This window comes from Rhodovulum sp. DZ06, assembly GCF_050586345.1.
Lineage (GTDB): Bacteria > Pseudomonadota > Alphaproteobacteria > Rhodobacterales > Rhodobacteraceae > JBOCEF01.
The window spans coordinates 24,732-39,473 of record NZ_JBOCEF010000022.1 but is presented as its reverse complement, the minus strand read 5'-3'; the positions used below and the strand labels follow the sequence as shown (position 1 = coordinate 39,473).

Below are 14,742 nucleotides of genomic sequence, written 5' to 3'. Positions count from 1 at the left end.
AAACCGGGGCAAGACCGGCCTGCCAAGAAAATCTGACCGCCGAATAACTTTAAACTTGAAGCATTAAGATTCGCGGCGTTCAATCAGGCCAACCCTCCCTTTTCGCCTCGCAGGAGATCCCCCATGCTCGGCCCCACCGCCCATACCGACAGCTTCGCCCGCGACAACCTTCCCCCCGCCGAGGCGCAGCCGGTCTTCAACCTCTCGGCCTTTCCCTATCCCGACATGATGAACGCCGCCGTCGAGCTGACCGACCGCATGGTAGAGAAGGGCTTCGGGGACCGCATCGCGCTGGTGGGGCAGGGGCGCTCGCGCAGCTATGCCGAGCTTGCCGACTGGACCTCGCGCATCGCGCGCACGCTGGTCGAGGATTACGGGATCGAGCCGGGCAACCGCATCCTGATCCGCTCGGCCAACACCCCGGCGCTGGTGGCCTGCTGGCTCGGCGCCACCAAGGCGGGGGCGGTTGTGGTCAACACCATGCCGCTGCTCAGGACCAAGGAGCTGCGCCAGCACATCGAGAAGGCCGAGGTGCGCCTCGCGCTCTGCGACGCGCGGATGCTGGATGAGCTTGAGCCGTGCCTCTCGCTGTGCCCGTCCCTGAAGCGCATCGTCGCCTTCGACGGCACCGCGACGCTGAAGGAGGAGCTGGACCAGGCCGCCGCCGCCAAGCCCGCCGGGCCCTTCTGGGTCGAGACCGGGCGGGACGACGTGGCGCTGCTCGGGTTCACCTCCGGCTCCACCGGCGTGCCCAAGGCGACGATGCATTTCCACCGCGACCTGCTGACCATCGCCGACGGCTACGCCAAGGAAGTGCTGGACGTCGCTCCCTCGGACATCTTCGTCGGCTCGCCCCCCCTGGCCTTCACCTTCGGGCTCGGCGGCCTCGCCATCTTCCCGCTGCGCTTCGGCGCCTCGGCGGTGCTGCTGGAGAAGGCCCCGCCGGCCGAGCTGATCCGCATCATCGAGGATCACAAGGCCACCATCTGCTTCACCGCCCCGACCGCCTACCGCGCCATGCTGCTGGCGATGGAGGAGGGGCATGACCTCTCCTCGCTGCGCTGCGCCGTGTCGGCGGGCGAGACGCTGCCCGCGCCGGTGTTCGAGGCCTGGGTGAAGCAGACCGGGCGCCCGATCCTGGACGGGATCGGCGGGACCGAGATGCTGCACATCTACATCTCCAACCGTTTCGGCGATGCGCGCCCCGGGGTGACCGGCAAGCCGCTGACGGGTTACGAGGCGAAGATCGTCGATGACGAGATGAACGAGGTGCCGCGCGGCACGCCGGGCCACCTCGCCGTGCGCGGCCCGGTGGGCTGCCGTTACCTGGCGGACGACCGGCAGGCGAAATTCGTCAAGGACGGCTGGAACCTGCCCGGCGACACCTTCGTGCAGGACGAGGACGGCTATTTCCGCTTCGCCGCGCGCTCGGACGACATGATCGTGTCCTCGGGCTACAACATCGCGGGGCCGGAGGTGGAATCGGCGCTGCTGGCGCACCCGGACGTGCTCGAATGCGGCGTGATCGGCGCCGAGGACGAGGCCCGCGGGATCATCGTCCAGGCCCATGTCGTGCTGAAGGACGGCGTGCCCGCGACCGAGGAGACCGCCAAGGCGCTCCAGGACTTCGTGAAGGCGACGATCGCCCCCTACAAGTACCCGCGCTCGGTGATTTTCACCAAGGCGCTGCCGAAGACCGAGAGCGGCAAGATCCAGCGCTTCCGCCTCAAGACCGAAAAGGCGCTCGCCTGATGATGTGGCCCGCGATCACCGACTGGGACGCCGTCTATGACAACGCGCCCGCGATCCCCAATGGCGGCGACTGGCCGGGCGTGTGGGTGGACCCCGCCGCCGCGGCGCGCAGCGCGCTCTTCGCCGCCGGGCGGGCCCGGCTGGGGGTGAAATACGCCGAGGCCGAGCGCGCCCGGTACGACCTGTTCCTGCCCGAGGGGACGCCGAAGGGCCTTTGCGTCTTCATCCATGGCGGGTTCTGGATGGGGCTGGATGAGAGCTTCTGGTCCCACCTCTCCGCCGGGCCGCTGGCCCATGGCTTCGCCGTCGCCATCCCCACCTACACCCTGGCGCCCGAGGCGCGGGTGTCGGAGATGACGCTCCAGATCGCCGCCGCCGTGACCCATGCGGCGGCGGAGGTTCCGGGGCCGATCCATCTCTCGGGCCATTCCGCGGGCGGGCACCTGGCGTCGCGCATGGTCGTCGCGGGCGGCCCGCTGGCCGAGGACGTGGCGGCGCGGATCGCCCGCGTCGTGTCGATCTCCGGCCTGCATGACCTGCGGCCGATGCTCGGCTACTGGCGCAACGAGGTGCTGAAGCTGACGGCGGAGGAGGCGGCGGCCGAGAGCCCGGCGCTGCTGACCCCGCGCCCGGGGCTGCGCCTGACCTGCTGGGCTGGGGCGATGGAGACCTCGGAATTCCTGCGCCAGAACGCGCTGCTGGCGAATATCTGGCGCGGGCTCGGCGCCGCGACCGAGGCGGTGGAAGAACCGATGCGCCACCATTTCAACGTGGTGGACGGGCTGGCCGAGGCGGATCACCCGCTGACCCGGACCCTCTGCGCCGCCTGAGCGGCGCCGCGCAGGCAAGACGCAAGGGCCGCCCCCCCCGGGGCGGCCCTTTTTGCATGGGCGGGCGGGCAGGGGGCGCAGGCGGGCGGGGCGTCCGCTCCCTTTCGGGCGTCCCATCTCTTTCGGGCGTCCCTCCCCCCCTTTCCCCCCCCGCGCAAAGACGCCGGGCGGATCGCTCCGCCCGGCGCCCGGGGTCTTGCAGCGGGGCAGGCGGCGTCAGGCCGCCGCGGCCTCCGGCTCTCCTTCCGCCGCCGGAGAGACCCGGCGCAGCGTCAGCGCGCACAGGGCGACGAGGAACAGCGCCTCGACCCCCGCGAAGGCCAGGAACGCGGCCGAAAAGCCCCCGGACCCGCCGATGATGATCCCCATCATGGTCGGGGCGAGGAAGCTCGAGAGGATCCCGAACACCTCGGCCATGCCGATCGCCGCGGGGCCGAGCTTCGCCGGGTACGCCTCGGACATCAGCGCGAAGATCGCCCCGCCGCAGAGCACCGCCGCCCCCGACAGCGCCGCCATCAGCACCAGCATGGCGAAGGGCAGCGGCTCGACCGTCGCCACCCAGAACATCAGCGCGACGCCCACGGCGATGACGGTGGACACCCGGATCAGCCGCAGCTTGTCGCCCGCATCGGCCATGCGCCCGCCGATCACCAGGAAGACCACCTGGCTGAGGCCCATCAGCGTGCCGATCAGCGCGGCCGAGCTTTCGGGCATCCCCTGCAGCGTGATGAAGGCCGGCACCACCCAGGTCGCCGTCCCCGCGATGGCGAAGGTGCAGGCGGCGATGGCGAAGCCGCCGACATAGACCCAGCGGGTGCGGAAGATGGCCGCGAGCGACACCTCGCCCGTCTCCGCCGTCTCGCCCTTCCAGCGGAAGCCTTCGATCCCCAGCGCGGCGGGGCCGGGACGGGCGAAGGCCACCACCAGCGCGCCGGCGACCAGCGTGCCGACGGCGAGGGCCGCGAAGAACACGCGCCAGCCATAGGCGATGGTCAGCGGGATCCCGAGGCTGAAATCGAGCGTGATCGCCAGCGAACAGGCCGCCAGGATCAGCCCCACGATCAGCCCGCGCCGCGCCGGCGGGAACCAGGCCAGCAGCAGCTTCATCACCCCGATGAACACGCCCGCGTCGAAGAAGCCGATGACCAGCCGCAGGACCAGCAGCTGCGTGAAGTTCTGCACGAAGACCTGGAGGACCATGCCGACGCCGACCCCGAACAGGCCCACGATCAGCATCTTCTTCGCGCTCCAGTCCCGCGACAGCGCCGACCAGACCAGCATCCCGAGGCCGTAGGTCAGCGCGAAGATCCCCTGCGCGAGGCCCGCCTGCGCCTCCGACAGGCCCAGCTCGGGGGCCAGGAACGGCAGGGCTGCGGCGACGCCGTACCAGTCGGCGGCGAGGAACAGCTCGCATGTCAGGCCGAGGGCGAGCATCCCCCATTGCCAGCGTTTCACCGAGGCGCGCTGCGCCCCGGACAGATCGTCCATCGTGGTCATGTCATGTCTTCCTGTTGCAATGGCGAAGAGGCCGCGCCCGGGATCGGGCGGCCCGTCTGTCGCGGGCCTTCGCGCGGCATGGCGGCGCCGGTCCCCCGCGCGGGCGGCGGGGGGCGGCAGGCGGGCGCCCCGGAGCGGGCGCGGAAGGGGGGACGGGGGAAAAGCCGGGCCGCCGCGGGAGAGAGGGAGGGGCGGCGGCCCGGAGGCGCCCCCGCGGAAAGGCCCGCGGGGCGCCCAGCGGAAGGTCAGTCCGCGGGCGGCAGGAAATGCACGTTGCGCAGGGCGGCGAGGCGCACGACCTCCTCGGGGTCCGGCACCTCGTGGATGTCGTCGAAGAGCGCGCGCAGGTCCCGCGTCGGCGCCACCCAGAACAGGCAGGTCGAGGTGGCGCCCGAGCGGTTGAAGAGCCCGTGCGGAATCCCGCGCGGCATCACCACCAGGTCGCCGGGCCCGGCGGTCTTCGCCATGCCGCCGAGCTCGATGGCGAACTCGCCCGTCAGCACATAGACGAACTCGTCCTGGTCGGGGTGGATATGCGGCGGTGCGAAGGTCCCGTCGGGGAAGGTCGCGTGCCAGGACATGCTGTATTCGCCCTGCTGCTTCAGCACGTAGGTCTGCCCGAGGATGGACCAGGAGGTCTCCTCCCACGCCGCCTCGGCCGCGATCACGTCGCCGGGCATGGACATGTCCGTCTCGGCCAGGAAATGCGGGATCGCGGCGGCGGCGGCGGGGGTCTCCTCGAACACCAGGTGGCCGGTGTCGGGGATGGCGGCGAGCCGCGCCGCGGGCAGCCCCGCCATCCATTCCGCCGCCTGCGCACAGGGCCGCAGCCGGTCGTTCCCGCCCCAGACCAGCAGCGTCGGCATGGTGAGGCGCGGCAGGCGGGCGGCGAGCCTCGGGTTCCCCTGGGGATGCGCCTCGAGCAGCTTCGCATAGCCCATCACCTCGCGCCCCAGCGCGGCGTCGAAATCGGGATCGGGGGCGGCGGGGAACAGGGGCAGGATCTTCGCGACGTCATGGGCGAGATAGCCGGGCAGCTCGGGCGGCGCGATGTCGAGGAGCGCGGGGGCCGGGGCGGCCTCGCTCACCAGCCCGGCGGGGGCGACCAGGATCAGCTGCGCGACCTGCTCGGGGCGGATGGCCGCGTATTCCGCCGCGATCCAGCCGCCGAGCGAGAACCCCGCGAGGGCGAAGCGGTCGAGCTTCAGCGCGTCGAACAGGGCGGCGTAGTGGAACACCATGTCCTCGATCCCGGCGATGGCGGGGGCGTCGCCGCTGGCGCCGAAGCCGGGATGGAAGGGAATGATGACGCGGTGGGTCTGCGCCCAGGCGCGCGCCGCCTCGAAGCCGGTGAAGGCGCCGGTCCCGTGCAGGAACACCAGGTCGGGCCCTGCGCCGATGGTCATCACCGCGGCGTCGACGCCGTCGATCTGGTAGCGCGTGGTCTCGAAGCCCTCGGCGGGCGGGGGAAGGCCGTCTTTCATGGCGGGGGTCCTTGGTCTGGGAATGGGGCCTGGTCCGGGAAAGGGAAGGGAGGGGCGGGGCGGCGTCAGGCCGCCCGGCGCCCCGTCGTCCTGCGCGGGGCCATCAGGGCGGCGAGCTGCGCGGCCGCGGCCTCGATCCGCTCGGCCAGCGCCGGGGCGGGGGCGCCGTCCGACAGCTCGGCGGTGCCGGCATAGACGGCGGTGGGGCAGGTCAGCGCCTCGAAATAGCCGAACAGGGGGCGGATCTGGTGCTCGACCACCAGCGCGTGGCGCAGGCCGCCGCCGCAGGCGGTGATGAGGACCGGGCGACCCTTCAGCGCCCCCTCGGGCGCCTGGTCGAACAGGTGCTTCAGAAGCCCCGGCATCCCGCCCTGGAACACCGGGCAGCCGATGATCAGCGCCTCGGCGGTCTCCACCTTCGCGATCAGCGCCTCGGCCCGGGCGTCCATGTCCCGGCGCTGGAAGGCCCCGAGGCCCGGCCCGGCGTCGAGCAGGTCCGCGACCTCGGTCCCGATCCCGTGCGCGGCGGCGAGGCGGGCGGCGGCGGCCTCGACCAGCATCCGCGGGCGGGCGGGCCGCCAGCTTGCGCCGACGAGGCCGAGCACCCGCGACCCCGTCGCAGGGGGCGCGGCGGCGGGGGAGGCGCCGGTCATTTCGCGCCGTCGGCGATGCCGAACACGGTCCAGGGCGCCTCGGGGTCGGCGACGCCCAGCAGGCCGCGGCCGCATTCCTCGACGATCTGGTCGGCCATCAGGATGTGCTGGGCGCCGGCATGGATGTCGCGGTACGTCCGCTGCATCGCCGTCTTGTGCAGCGACGCGCCGCGGGCCGAGCGGTGGGCGAAGGTCGCGGTCTCGGAGATCACGTCATGGACGTGCCGCAGGGCGAGCTTGATCATCGTCATCTGCTCCTGCGCCAGCGGCTGGCCGGAGGAGAGCGTGTCCGATGCGTCCTTCCACGTCTCCAGCGCCAGCGCGCGGGCGGCCCGGTATTTCGCCTCGGCCTGGGCGAACTGGAACTTGAAGCTGGCGCTCTCGGCGGACGGCCCGAACGCGTCGCGGCGGGCGGTGATGACGTCCCGCAGCTCGTCCAGCATCCGGCGGCCGACGCCGATGGCCCAGGTCGAATGCGCCCAGGCCGAGAACCCGGCGAGGCCGATCGCCCCCTGCAGCTTGCCGCGCTGCGGGCCTTCCACGTCGAAGCCGTAGACCATGTCGTCCGGCACGAAGATCGTCTCGCCCTCGGCCACGCGGTAGTCGAAGCTGCCGGTGGCGCGCAGGCCCAGCACGTCCCAGTTGCCCTTGAGCTCCACCGTCTCGCGCGGGTGGTGGCAGATGACGACCTCGGGGCCGCCCTCGCCCATGATCATCTCGCCCGCCTCGTCGACGACGAAGCAGCCGGTGTGGATCCATTCCGCGTGGGCGATGCCCGACCCGTAGGCCCACTGGCCCCAGATCTCGTAGCCGCCACCCACCTTGCGGGCGAAGCCGCGCGGCACGCCGTTGCCGGCGATGGTGATGTCGACGCCGTCCTTGAAGATCCGGTCGACCCCGGCCTGGTCGATATAGAGGGCCATGGCGGCGCCCTCCATGTTGTTCACGCCGATATACCAGCCGGCCGAGGCATGGGCGTGGGCGACCTTCTCCGAGATCAGCATCGCCTCGTAATGGGTGATCTCGGCGCCGCCGACCTCCTCGGGGTAGAGCATGGTGAACAGGCCCGCGTCGCGCATGGCGCGGACCACGTCGTCGGTCAGCTGCCCGAGGGCCTCGGCCTCGTGGGCGCGTTCGCGCACCAGCGGCAGCAGGGCGTCGGCGGCGGCGGAGATCGCCTCGGCGGCGGTCGGGGGGGTGGCGGACATGTTCATGCGGGCGGCCTTTCGGTTGGGCCCCGGCGCGGGCTGCGCGCGGGGGCCGCGGGTTGGATCTGCGGGGCGGGGCGGCCGGCGGCGCGCGGCATGGCGCGATCCCCCCGGCCGCGGAGGGGTCCGCGGCGGGCCGAGCGCCGCAAGACGTTCGGGTGTGAAGGAAATCGGGTCTGCCGGGCGCGGCGCCCGGCGCCTCGTCCCCTGTGAAATGATCCTTCCGGGATACGGATTTTCGCTCACCCCCCCCGGTTGGGGGGATTGGGCGCCGCATTTCCGGGCGCCGAGATGTTTTGCGTTTAAAATTTATTCGGGTAAGCTTCGGGTGCGACGCGAGTCCGCCTGCATCCTGTGCAACGCCTCGCGGCGCGGTGCACCCGGACCGTGACCCCGGGCGTCGCCGCGCCGCCCAGCCGAGGGGGCCGTCCCATGACCGAAGCCCGCCTGCCGATCCCGCAAGCCGCCGCCGCGCTGCCGCCGCCGCAGCTGCCGGCCGTGGCCGAGAGCCGCTCGACCGAGGAGCTGGGCCGCGCCTGCCAGGCGGCGCTGGACCGGATGACCGGCTCGGCCACGGTGGGGATCTACATGCTCGGCGGCCCGGCGCCGCGGCTCCTGTACAGCGGCGACGTGCCGAGGGGGTTCCTCGAGCAATACGCGGCGCGGTTCGGGGCGGACGACCCGCTGATCCGGCGCCTCGGGGCCGGGGCGCAGGTGACGGATGGCGAGAGCTGCGTGGGGGCCGAGACCTGGCGGGCGAGCCCGCTGCACGACCTGCTGCGCAGCTGGGGCTTCGCGTGGAACATATGCGGGCTGGTGCGGGCCGGGACGGCGCGCTGGGGGTGATCTACACCGCCGGGCGGCGCGGCCAGGCCATGGGCGGTCCGGCGGCGATGGCGCAGATGGGCCGGCTGTGCCGCGGCGCGGCGCTGTCGCTGCGCACGATCCTCGCGGCCGATGCGGGCGGGGACGCCGGGCCGGGCGCGGCGGGCGGGCCGGGCGCCGCCGCCGGGGCGGACCCCGCGCGCCCGCCGCTGCCGCCGCAGCTGCTGCGGGTGGCGATCCTGCTGTGCGAGGGGATGTCGAACAAGGGCATCGCCCGCGAGACGGGCCTGTCCGAGCACACGGTCAAGGAATACGTGCAGACCCTGATCCGCCGCTACGAGGTCGAGAACCGCACCGCCCTCGCCGCCCGCCTGGTGCGCGACGGCGCGGCGGCGCCCGCGCGCTGAGCCGGGGCCAGGGCCGGGATCGGGACCCGGGCCGCGGACCCGGCGCTATGCCGGGCCGGGCGCAAGGGCGCGGCACGCGGCGGCGATCCGCTCGGGCGCGCGGTAGAGCGCCAGCTGCCCCGCCCCCTCCACCGCCAGGCAGGACAGGGCCGGGCCCCTCGCGACGAGCGCCTCGACCGCCGCGAGGGGCAGGAAGTCATGCGCCGCGCCATGGGCGAACAGCACCGGGACCCGCGCCGCCGCCGCCTCCAGCGCCCCGGACCAGTCCGCGCCCCAGGCGCCGACGTCGCGCGCGACCTGGGCGGGCCGCTCGAAGCAGAAGCGCAGGTTCTCCCGCACCGCGTCGAACAGCGCCGGGTCGGACAGCGCCGCGGCGTCGGCGGGGTTCTCGTGGCAGAAATAGCGCACGAATTTCTCCTCGGCCGCCGGGCCGGTGCGGAAGGCGCGCGCGGCGGCCTCGTAACCCAGCTGCAGCGCCGGCCCCGCCAGCCGCCCGGCGGCCAGCGTGCGGCGCGTCGCCTTCGGCGCGGCGTCGAATTGCGACGGGTCCCGCACCGGCGCCCCGGTCGAGACCAGCGCCAGCCCCGCAACCGCGCGCCCCCGCGCCAGCGCCCGCGCGGCGGCCCGGGCGGCGAGGATCCCGCCCTCGCGGTGCCCGGCGATCAGCGGGGCCGCGCCGCCGCCCGCGAGATCGAGCAGCGGGTCGAGCCAGTCGTCCAGCAGCGCGTCCGAGGCGTCGCCCCCGGGCGCCCCCACCCCTTCATTCCCGGCCGGACGCAGGAGGTCCGCATGATCCAGGACATCGATGTCGCGGGGGTCTTCACCCCCGCCCTGCTGATCCTCGCCGTGCTGAGCTACGCGGCCCATCGCGGGGTTCACCGCCTGCTCGCCCGCGCCGGGCTCTACCGGCATGTCTGGCATCCCGCCCTGTTCGACGCCGCCCTCTACATCTCGATCCTGGGCGCCTCCGCCCTTTTGCTGGAGCATCTTCCGACATGATCGCCCGTCTCAAGCGCAATGGCGGACCCGTGCTGCTCACCGCCGCCATGCTGGTCTGCGCAGGCGTCTGCGCGCAGTTCTTCCGGGCCTCCTACATGACCGCGCCCTGGACGCGGGACGGGCGCGTCAGCGCCGAGTCCGTGCGCATCGCGCCCCAGGTCTCGGGCGTGGTCGCCGGCGTGGCCGTCGCCGACAACGATATCGTCCACGCGGGCGACCTGCTGTTCCGCATCGGCGCCGAGAGCTTCGAGCTGGCCGTCGCGCTGGCCGAGGCGACCCTCGACGCCGAGCGCGAGGCGATGGAGTTCAAGGCCTCGGTCGCCGCGCGCCTCGAGGCCTCGGCGGCGATCAGCGCCCCGAGCATCGAGCAGGCCCGGCACGACCCCGCCGCCGCCCGCGCGCAGGTGCGCGGCGCGCAGGTCGCGCTCGACATGGCCCGGCTGGACCTTGCGCGCACCGAGGTCCGGGCGCCGGTCGACGGCTACGTGACGAACCTGAAGCTGCGGACCGGCGACTACGTGGTCGCGGGGGCCCCGTCGGTCACCGTGATCGACGCCGGCAGCTTCGGCGTGACCGGGTATTTCCGCGAGACGCAGCTGGCGCGCATCCATGTCGGCGACCGGGTGGAGATCTCGCTGATGGGCGCGCCGGGGACGATCATCGGCCATGTCGAGAGCCTGGGGCGCGGCATCGCGGACGGGAACGGCGCCACGGACGCCGACGGGCTGCCCGCGGTCGACCCGGTGCTGGACTGGGTCCGCCTGGCTCAGCGGATGCCGGTGCGGATCAGCATGGACGAGACGCCCGAGGGCGTGTTCCTGGCCGCCGGCATGACCGCCGCGCTCAGCGTTGAAGGGCCGCTGGACGCCGCGCGGTAAGCGCCGCCCCGCACCCGCGCCCCCCTCAGGCGATGGGCAGGCTGCGCGCATAGCGCCGGACGACCAGCGGCGCGCCGCCGGTCCCCGGCGCGTCCGGGCCGCCGCCGAAGGGCCAGCCCGCCTCCACCGTCACCTCGAGCGAACCGCTCGCCCCCGCGGTCAGGGTGAAGGAGAGCCGCCCCTCGGGGTCGGTCCAGCCATGCAGCCGCTCGGTCCCGCCCGCGGCCCCGGTCGCGGTCACGTCATAGCCGACCGGGGGCGCAAGCAGGGGCGGGTTGCTCCCGATCCTTGCATAGGCGGCGAAGGAGAACGCGACCTGCGCCCCCGGCGCCGCCGCCACGGGTTCGTCCACCGGCACCAGCGCCACCGACAGCGAGGTCAGCGCCACCGCCCCCACGCTGTCCAGCGGCGCGGCGGGGTCGTCGTCAAGCTCGAGCTGCATCGCCATCGCCGACCAGGCCAGCACGTCGCGCAGATAGGTGTAGTCGTTGCTCTGCTGCATCCGCGCATCGGCCTGGCGGATGGCGGAGACGAGCCCCTCGCGCATCAGGGCCCGGCCTTCCTCGTGCTGGGGGACGAGGCTGGGCGGGTCGGTCCCGTCGCGCCCGGTCTGGGCCGTGGCGGCCCACCAGCGCAGGTATTCCTCGATCGCGCCGCGCAAGAGGGCGTCGTCATCCTGGGCGCGCAGCAGCCCGGGTTTCACCGACACGTCGTACCAGTTCTTCAGCGCGCCATGCAGGTCGGCGGCGGACGGCGTGCCGCCGCCGCGCAGGATCGGGTCGATATCGTTGCGGAACCCCGCCTCGCCCGGCGAGGTCGGGTGCGCGCCCTCCGGGGGCGCGGTGACGGCGCCCGGGGCGGGCAGGCCGCCGCCGCTTCCGCCGCTTCCGCCGGTCCCGGTCCCGCCGCCGCCCCCATCGCCGCCGCCGCCGAACAGGTCCCCGAACCCGTCCCAGCCTAGCCCCGACAGCAGCTCGTCGAGATCGAAGCCCTCGGTCAGCCCGCCGAATCCGCGGGTCAGGATGTCGGTGAACCGGTCCATCAGCTCGGCGCGCTTGGCGGGATCGGTCTCGGCCTCGATCGCGGCGCCGATGCCGTTGAGCGCGCCGCCCAGCCGGGTCGCGGGCCGCGTCGCCGCCGCCTCGGCCCCCGCGTGCTTCAGCGTCTCGGCGGCAAGGCCCGCCGACAGCTCCGCCACCTTCGTCGCGGCCCCGAGCGTGCGCGCCGCGGCCTCTCCGGTCATGCCCGTCGCCGCGTCGCCCAGCTTGCCCGCCAGCTGGTTGAGGCTGCCGATCATCCCCGCCAGCTCGCCCGACTTGGACATGTCGCGGAACAGGCCGGGCGTGCGCAGCGCGGCGAAAGCCTCGGCGAAGCCCGCCGGGTCCGGGAAGGCGGGGGGCGCCGCGACGTCGAGGCTCGCCGCGGGCACGTTCGGCGACAGGTCCGGCAGCATCGCCCGGCTGCCCGCCGAGAGCGGCGCGATGGCGGGCGGCTGGTGCGGGATCGGCGTCTCGTGCCAGTCGGTGCGGCGCGAGACGTCGAGCTTCTCGGCCCCGTTGGCCCGCCCCAGCAGCGCCTCGGCGAAGAGGCCGGGGCTGGGCAGGTCCACCACCCCGGCCCCCAGCGGCGCGGCGGAGAGGGCGGCGAAGCGCTTCTCGGTCTCGCCCGCGTGCTGGATCAGCTCGGTCAGCGCATCGGGGACCCCCGCGGCGGGATCGTCGATGGAGATGCGCCCGCCAAGGCCGCTGGTCACGGTCTTGAGCCGCAGGATGATATGCGCCCCCGCCACGGCGACCGGCACGGTATGGGCGACGGCATGGAGCGGCAGGGACGCGCCCCCGGCGGTCAGCTCGGCGGCGTCGAGCGCGGCGGCGAGCAGCTCCGGCTCGGCCCCTTCGAGGATCGCGCGGGTCAGCTCGTAGCGGCGGCCCCGGGCGATCTGCAGCACCCGTGCGACGGCGTCGGCCTGGGCATCCGCGCGCGCGGCGAGGGCCTGCTGGTACGCGGCCTCGGCCGCGGCGGCGCGGGCGGTGGCGTCGGCCCATTCGGGGTGGGCGGCGTCGTAATCCTCCCACGCCTCGGCGGCGCCCGAGAGGGGCGTCCAGGCGAAGAGGCGCAGCGTGTCGTCATGGCCCGCGGTGTAGAAGGTCTTGCGCCCCAGCTGCACGGTCGTCTGCCCCGAGGCGGCGGTGGAATCGTAGGTGACGGAGATTTCGACGGGGATGGTCTGCAACAGGCCGACCGAGGCCTGCAGCGCGCTGGCGTCCTGCATCCGCATCTCGACCCCCGCCACCCGGTCGGCGCGCAGGGTCGGAAAGCCGCCATCGGGCTTGAGCACCTGGTCATGCGGGTCGGACCCGTTCGCCTGCGTCAACGGCAGGCGCCGCCGCCCCTCGGCCGGGTCGTCCCAGGCGAAATAGAGGTCCGAGTTCGCGACGTCGAAACCCCCGGCGACGGTGATCTTCACCCGCACGCTGTCGGGGGTGATCTCCACCTCCTCCGGGCGCGGCAGGTCGGGGCGCTGCGGCTCGGGCGGGACCTCGATCGCCTCGCGCGGGATGTCGGCGGCGGGGCGCAGGCCGAAGCGTTCGTCCACGAGGCGGACCAAGTCGCCCTCGCCGAACAAGGGCCGGATGCGGGGCCAGAGGGCCTCGAGTTCCTCGGCGGTGGCGAAGTGCAGCGCGCCGAAAGGCACGAAGAGCAGCGGCGCGAGGCTGTCGAGGCGCATCTCGACCTCGTAGCGGTGCAGCAGCTCGTAATACTGCATCGTCAGCGCATGCATGTGGTTGTAGTTGGTGATGGTGCTGGTGCGCAGGCTCTCGCGCTCGGCCTCGGCGTCTTCCACGACCACAGAGGCGCGCAGGGACCGGACGGCGGAGGCGTTCTGCTGGGTGCTCTGCAGGATGTTCTGGGCGGTCTCGCCCTCGATCCCCCGGTCGCCCTCGGATTCGGCCTGGATCATGCCGAGCGCGGCGCCCCCGGCGATGGCGAGCCCGGCCGAGGCGACGCCCGCCGCCCCGCCCACGCCCGCGCCGATCAGCGCGCCCGGCCCGGCGCCCACCCCGCCGATCAGCGCGCCGACCCCGGCCCCGGTCAGCGCCCCGGCGCCGCCCCCGACCAGCCCCGCGGCGGCGACGGCCCCCACGGCGCCCGCGGCGGTGACCGCCTGCGCGTCGGTGCGGCCGAACTGGTGCTCTGCGGCGGTGGTGGCGACGGTCTCGTCCAGCGCGCGGGCATGGCGGATGCGGGCGGAGAGGGTCTCGGCGCCCTCGGTGTCCTCCCGCCGCGCGGCCTGCTGGTCGCGGCGCCAGTCGACCACCGCCACCTGTCGGCTTTCCCCGGGAGCGAGGGCGAGGGAGTGGCGCAGCTCGCCCAGCATGGTCGGCCCGAGGGTCCAGCGCTGCGCATAGCCCGCGAGGCGGCCGAGATAGAAGACCGGGCAGGGCAGCAGGCGCGGGTCGAAGATGGCGGCCATCATCTCGTCCGGGGCGCAGTCCTTGCCGATGCCGATGCGCAGCCCGCGCAGGTCGCGCCCGCGGAAGAACCCGTTGAAGCGGTGGAGCGAGGGGACGGCGCCGTGCATCCGGGGCATCAGCTCCTCCGGCGCCGAGGCCGGGGCGTGGTAGCCCGCGCCGGGCGCGTGGGGGATCGGCGCCGCGGGTTCGGATCCGGGATGGCCTGAACCGGGATGGCCTGTTCCGGGACGCCCGCCCCCTGCGCCCGGATCGGCGGGCGCGGGGCGCGGGGCGCCGGGGAGGCGGCCCGCCTCCGCGCCCGCGCGCGCCTCGGCCAGCAGCCGTTCCGCCGCCACGTAGGGCGGCAGCGCGGCGATGTCGGCGAGCCGGTCATACCCCGCCGCGGCGAAGGCCCGGCGGGCCTCGGCCCCGATCCCGTCCAGCGCGTCCAGCGGCCAGTCCGGCGCGCCCTCCGGCGCCATTCCCTGGAACCGCCGCCCGGCGAGGCGGCGGGTTTCCGCGGCGTCCCCCGCGGCGGCGGCGGCCAGCAGCGCCCGCGCCCGGCGCACCGGCCCGAGGCCGAGCACGGCGGCGACGGTCTCCAGCCCCAGCGCCGAGAGCAGGCCCGCGTCCCGCGGCCCGGGCGCGATCGCGTCCGACACGGGGGCGGCCAGGAGGTCGGAAACAGTCCAGGTCATCGCGCGCGCTCCCGTCGAAAGGGTCAAGGCCTTTCAAGATGCGGCGGCGCGGGGGG

At 74.1% G+C, this 14,742-nt stretch carries 12 protein-coding genes; 6 read left to right on the top strand and 6 right to left on the bottom strand.

Going from position 1 to position 14,742, the window contains the following annotated elements:
• The first annotated feature begins 123 nt into the window (after positions 1–123).
• Both ACQ5SO_RS11440 and ACQ5SO_RS11435 read left to right on the top strand, forming a co-directional pair.
• Complete coding sequence (locus ACQ5SO_RS11440; protein WP_430941733.1) at positions 124–1,752, top strand: AMP-binding protein; 1,629 nt, start codon at positions 124–126, stop codon at positions 1,750–1,752.
• A complete protein-coding gene (locus ACQ5SO_RS11435; protein ID WP_430941732.1) occupies positions 1,752–2,582 on the top strand; it encodes an alpha/beta hydrolase in 831 nt (276 codons plus the stop codon). Before ACQ5SO_RS11440 ends, ACQ5SO_RS11435 begins: the two co-directional genes overlap by 1 nt.
• A 216-nt stretch (positions 2,583–2,798) precedes the next feature.
• Here the strand turns inward: ACQ5SO_RS11435 and ACQ5SO_RS11430 are convergent, their stop codons facing one another.
• From ACQ5SO_RS11430 to ACQ5SO_RS11415, 4 genes are all read right to left on the bottom strand, one after another.
• Positions 2,799–4,079: an MFS transporter gene (locus ACQ5SO_RS11430; RefSeq protein ID WP_430941731.1), complete on the bottom strand. Its 1,281-nt coding sequence runs from the start codon at positions 4,077–4,079 to the stop codon at positions 2,799–2,801.
• 245 nt (positions 4,080–4,324) lie between these two features.
• Complete coding sequence (locus ACQ5SO_RS11425; RefSeq protein ID WP_430941730.1) at positions 4,325–5,563, bottom strand: alpha/beta fold hydrolase; 1,239 nt, start codon at positions 5,561–5,563, stop codon at positions 4,325–4,327.
• 65 nt (positions 5,564–5,628) lie between these two features.
• The gene (locus tag ACQ5SO_RS11420; RefSeq protein ID WP_430941729.1) at positions 5,629–6,216 is read right to left on the bottom strand and encodes an NAD(P)H-dependent oxidoreductase; all 588 of its coding nucleotides are present in this window, start codon (positions 6,214–6,216) and stop codon (positions 5,629–5,631) included.
• On the bottom strand, positions 6,213–7,430 hold the full coding sequence (locus tag ACQ5SO_RS11415; protein WP_430941728.1) for an acyl-CoA dehydrogenase family protein: 1,218 nt from the start codon (positions 7,428–7,430) through the stop codon (positions 6,213–6,215). Before ACQ5SO_RS11415 ends, ACQ5SO_RS11420 begins: the two co-directional genes overlap by 4 nt.
• A 426-nt stretch (positions 7,431–7,856) precedes the next feature.
• On the opposite strand from ACQ5SO_RS11415, the gene ACQ5SO_RS11410 reads away from it, so the two are divergent.
• On the top strand, positions 7,857–8,270 hold the full coding sequence (locus ACQ5SO_RS11410; RefSeq protein ID WP_430941727.1) for a hypothetical protein: 414 nt from the start codon (positions 7,857–7,859) through the stop codon (positions 8,268–8,270).
• Positions 8,267–8,656, top strand: a complete 390-nt coding sequence (locus ACQ5SO_RS11405) for a response regulator transcription factor (protein WP_430941726.1) — start codon at positions 8,267–8,269, stop codon at positions 8,654–8,656. The genes ACQ5SO_RS11410 and ACQ5SO_RS11405 overlap by 4 nt, the downstream gene beginning before the upstream one ends.
• 45 nt (positions 8,657–8,701) lie before the next feature.
• Here the strand turns inward: ACQ5SO_RS11405 and ACQ5SO_RS11400 are convergent, their stop codons facing one another.
• Complete coding sequence (locus ACQ5SO_RS11400; RefSeq protein WP_430941725.1) at positions 8,702–9,412, bottom strand: alpha/beta fold hydrolase; 711 nt, start codon at positions 9,410–9,412, stop codon at positions 8,702–8,704.
• A gap of 33 nt (positions 9,413–9,445) precedes the next feature.
• Between ACQ5SO_RS11400 and ACQ5SO_RS11395 the strand changes: the two genes are divergently transcribed.
• Positions 9,446–9,655: a DUF1656 domain-containing protein gene (locus ACQ5SO_RS11395; protein ID WP_430941724.1), complete on the top strand. Its 210-nt coding sequence runs from the start codon at positions 9,446–9,448 to the stop codon at positions 9,653–9,655.
• A complete protein-coding gene (locus tag ACQ5SO_RS11390; RefSeq protein ID WP_430941723.1) occupies positions 9,652–10,533 on the top strand; it encodes an efflux RND transporter periplasmic adaptor subunit in 882 nt (293 codons plus the stop codon). Before ACQ5SO_RS11395 ends, ACQ5SO_RS11390 begins: the two co-directional genes overlap by 4 nt.
• Before the next feature lie 25 nt (positions 10,534–10,558).
• Here ACQ5SO_RS11390 and ACQ5SO_RS11385 read toward each other — a convergent pair whose 3' ends face one another.
• Entirely contained in the window at positions 10,559–14,686 is a 4,128-nt protein-coding gene (locus tag ACQ5SO_RS11385) for a hypothetical protein (RefSeq protein ID WP_430941722.1), read from the bottom strand.
• Positions 14,687–14,742: the final 56 nt, after the last annotated feature.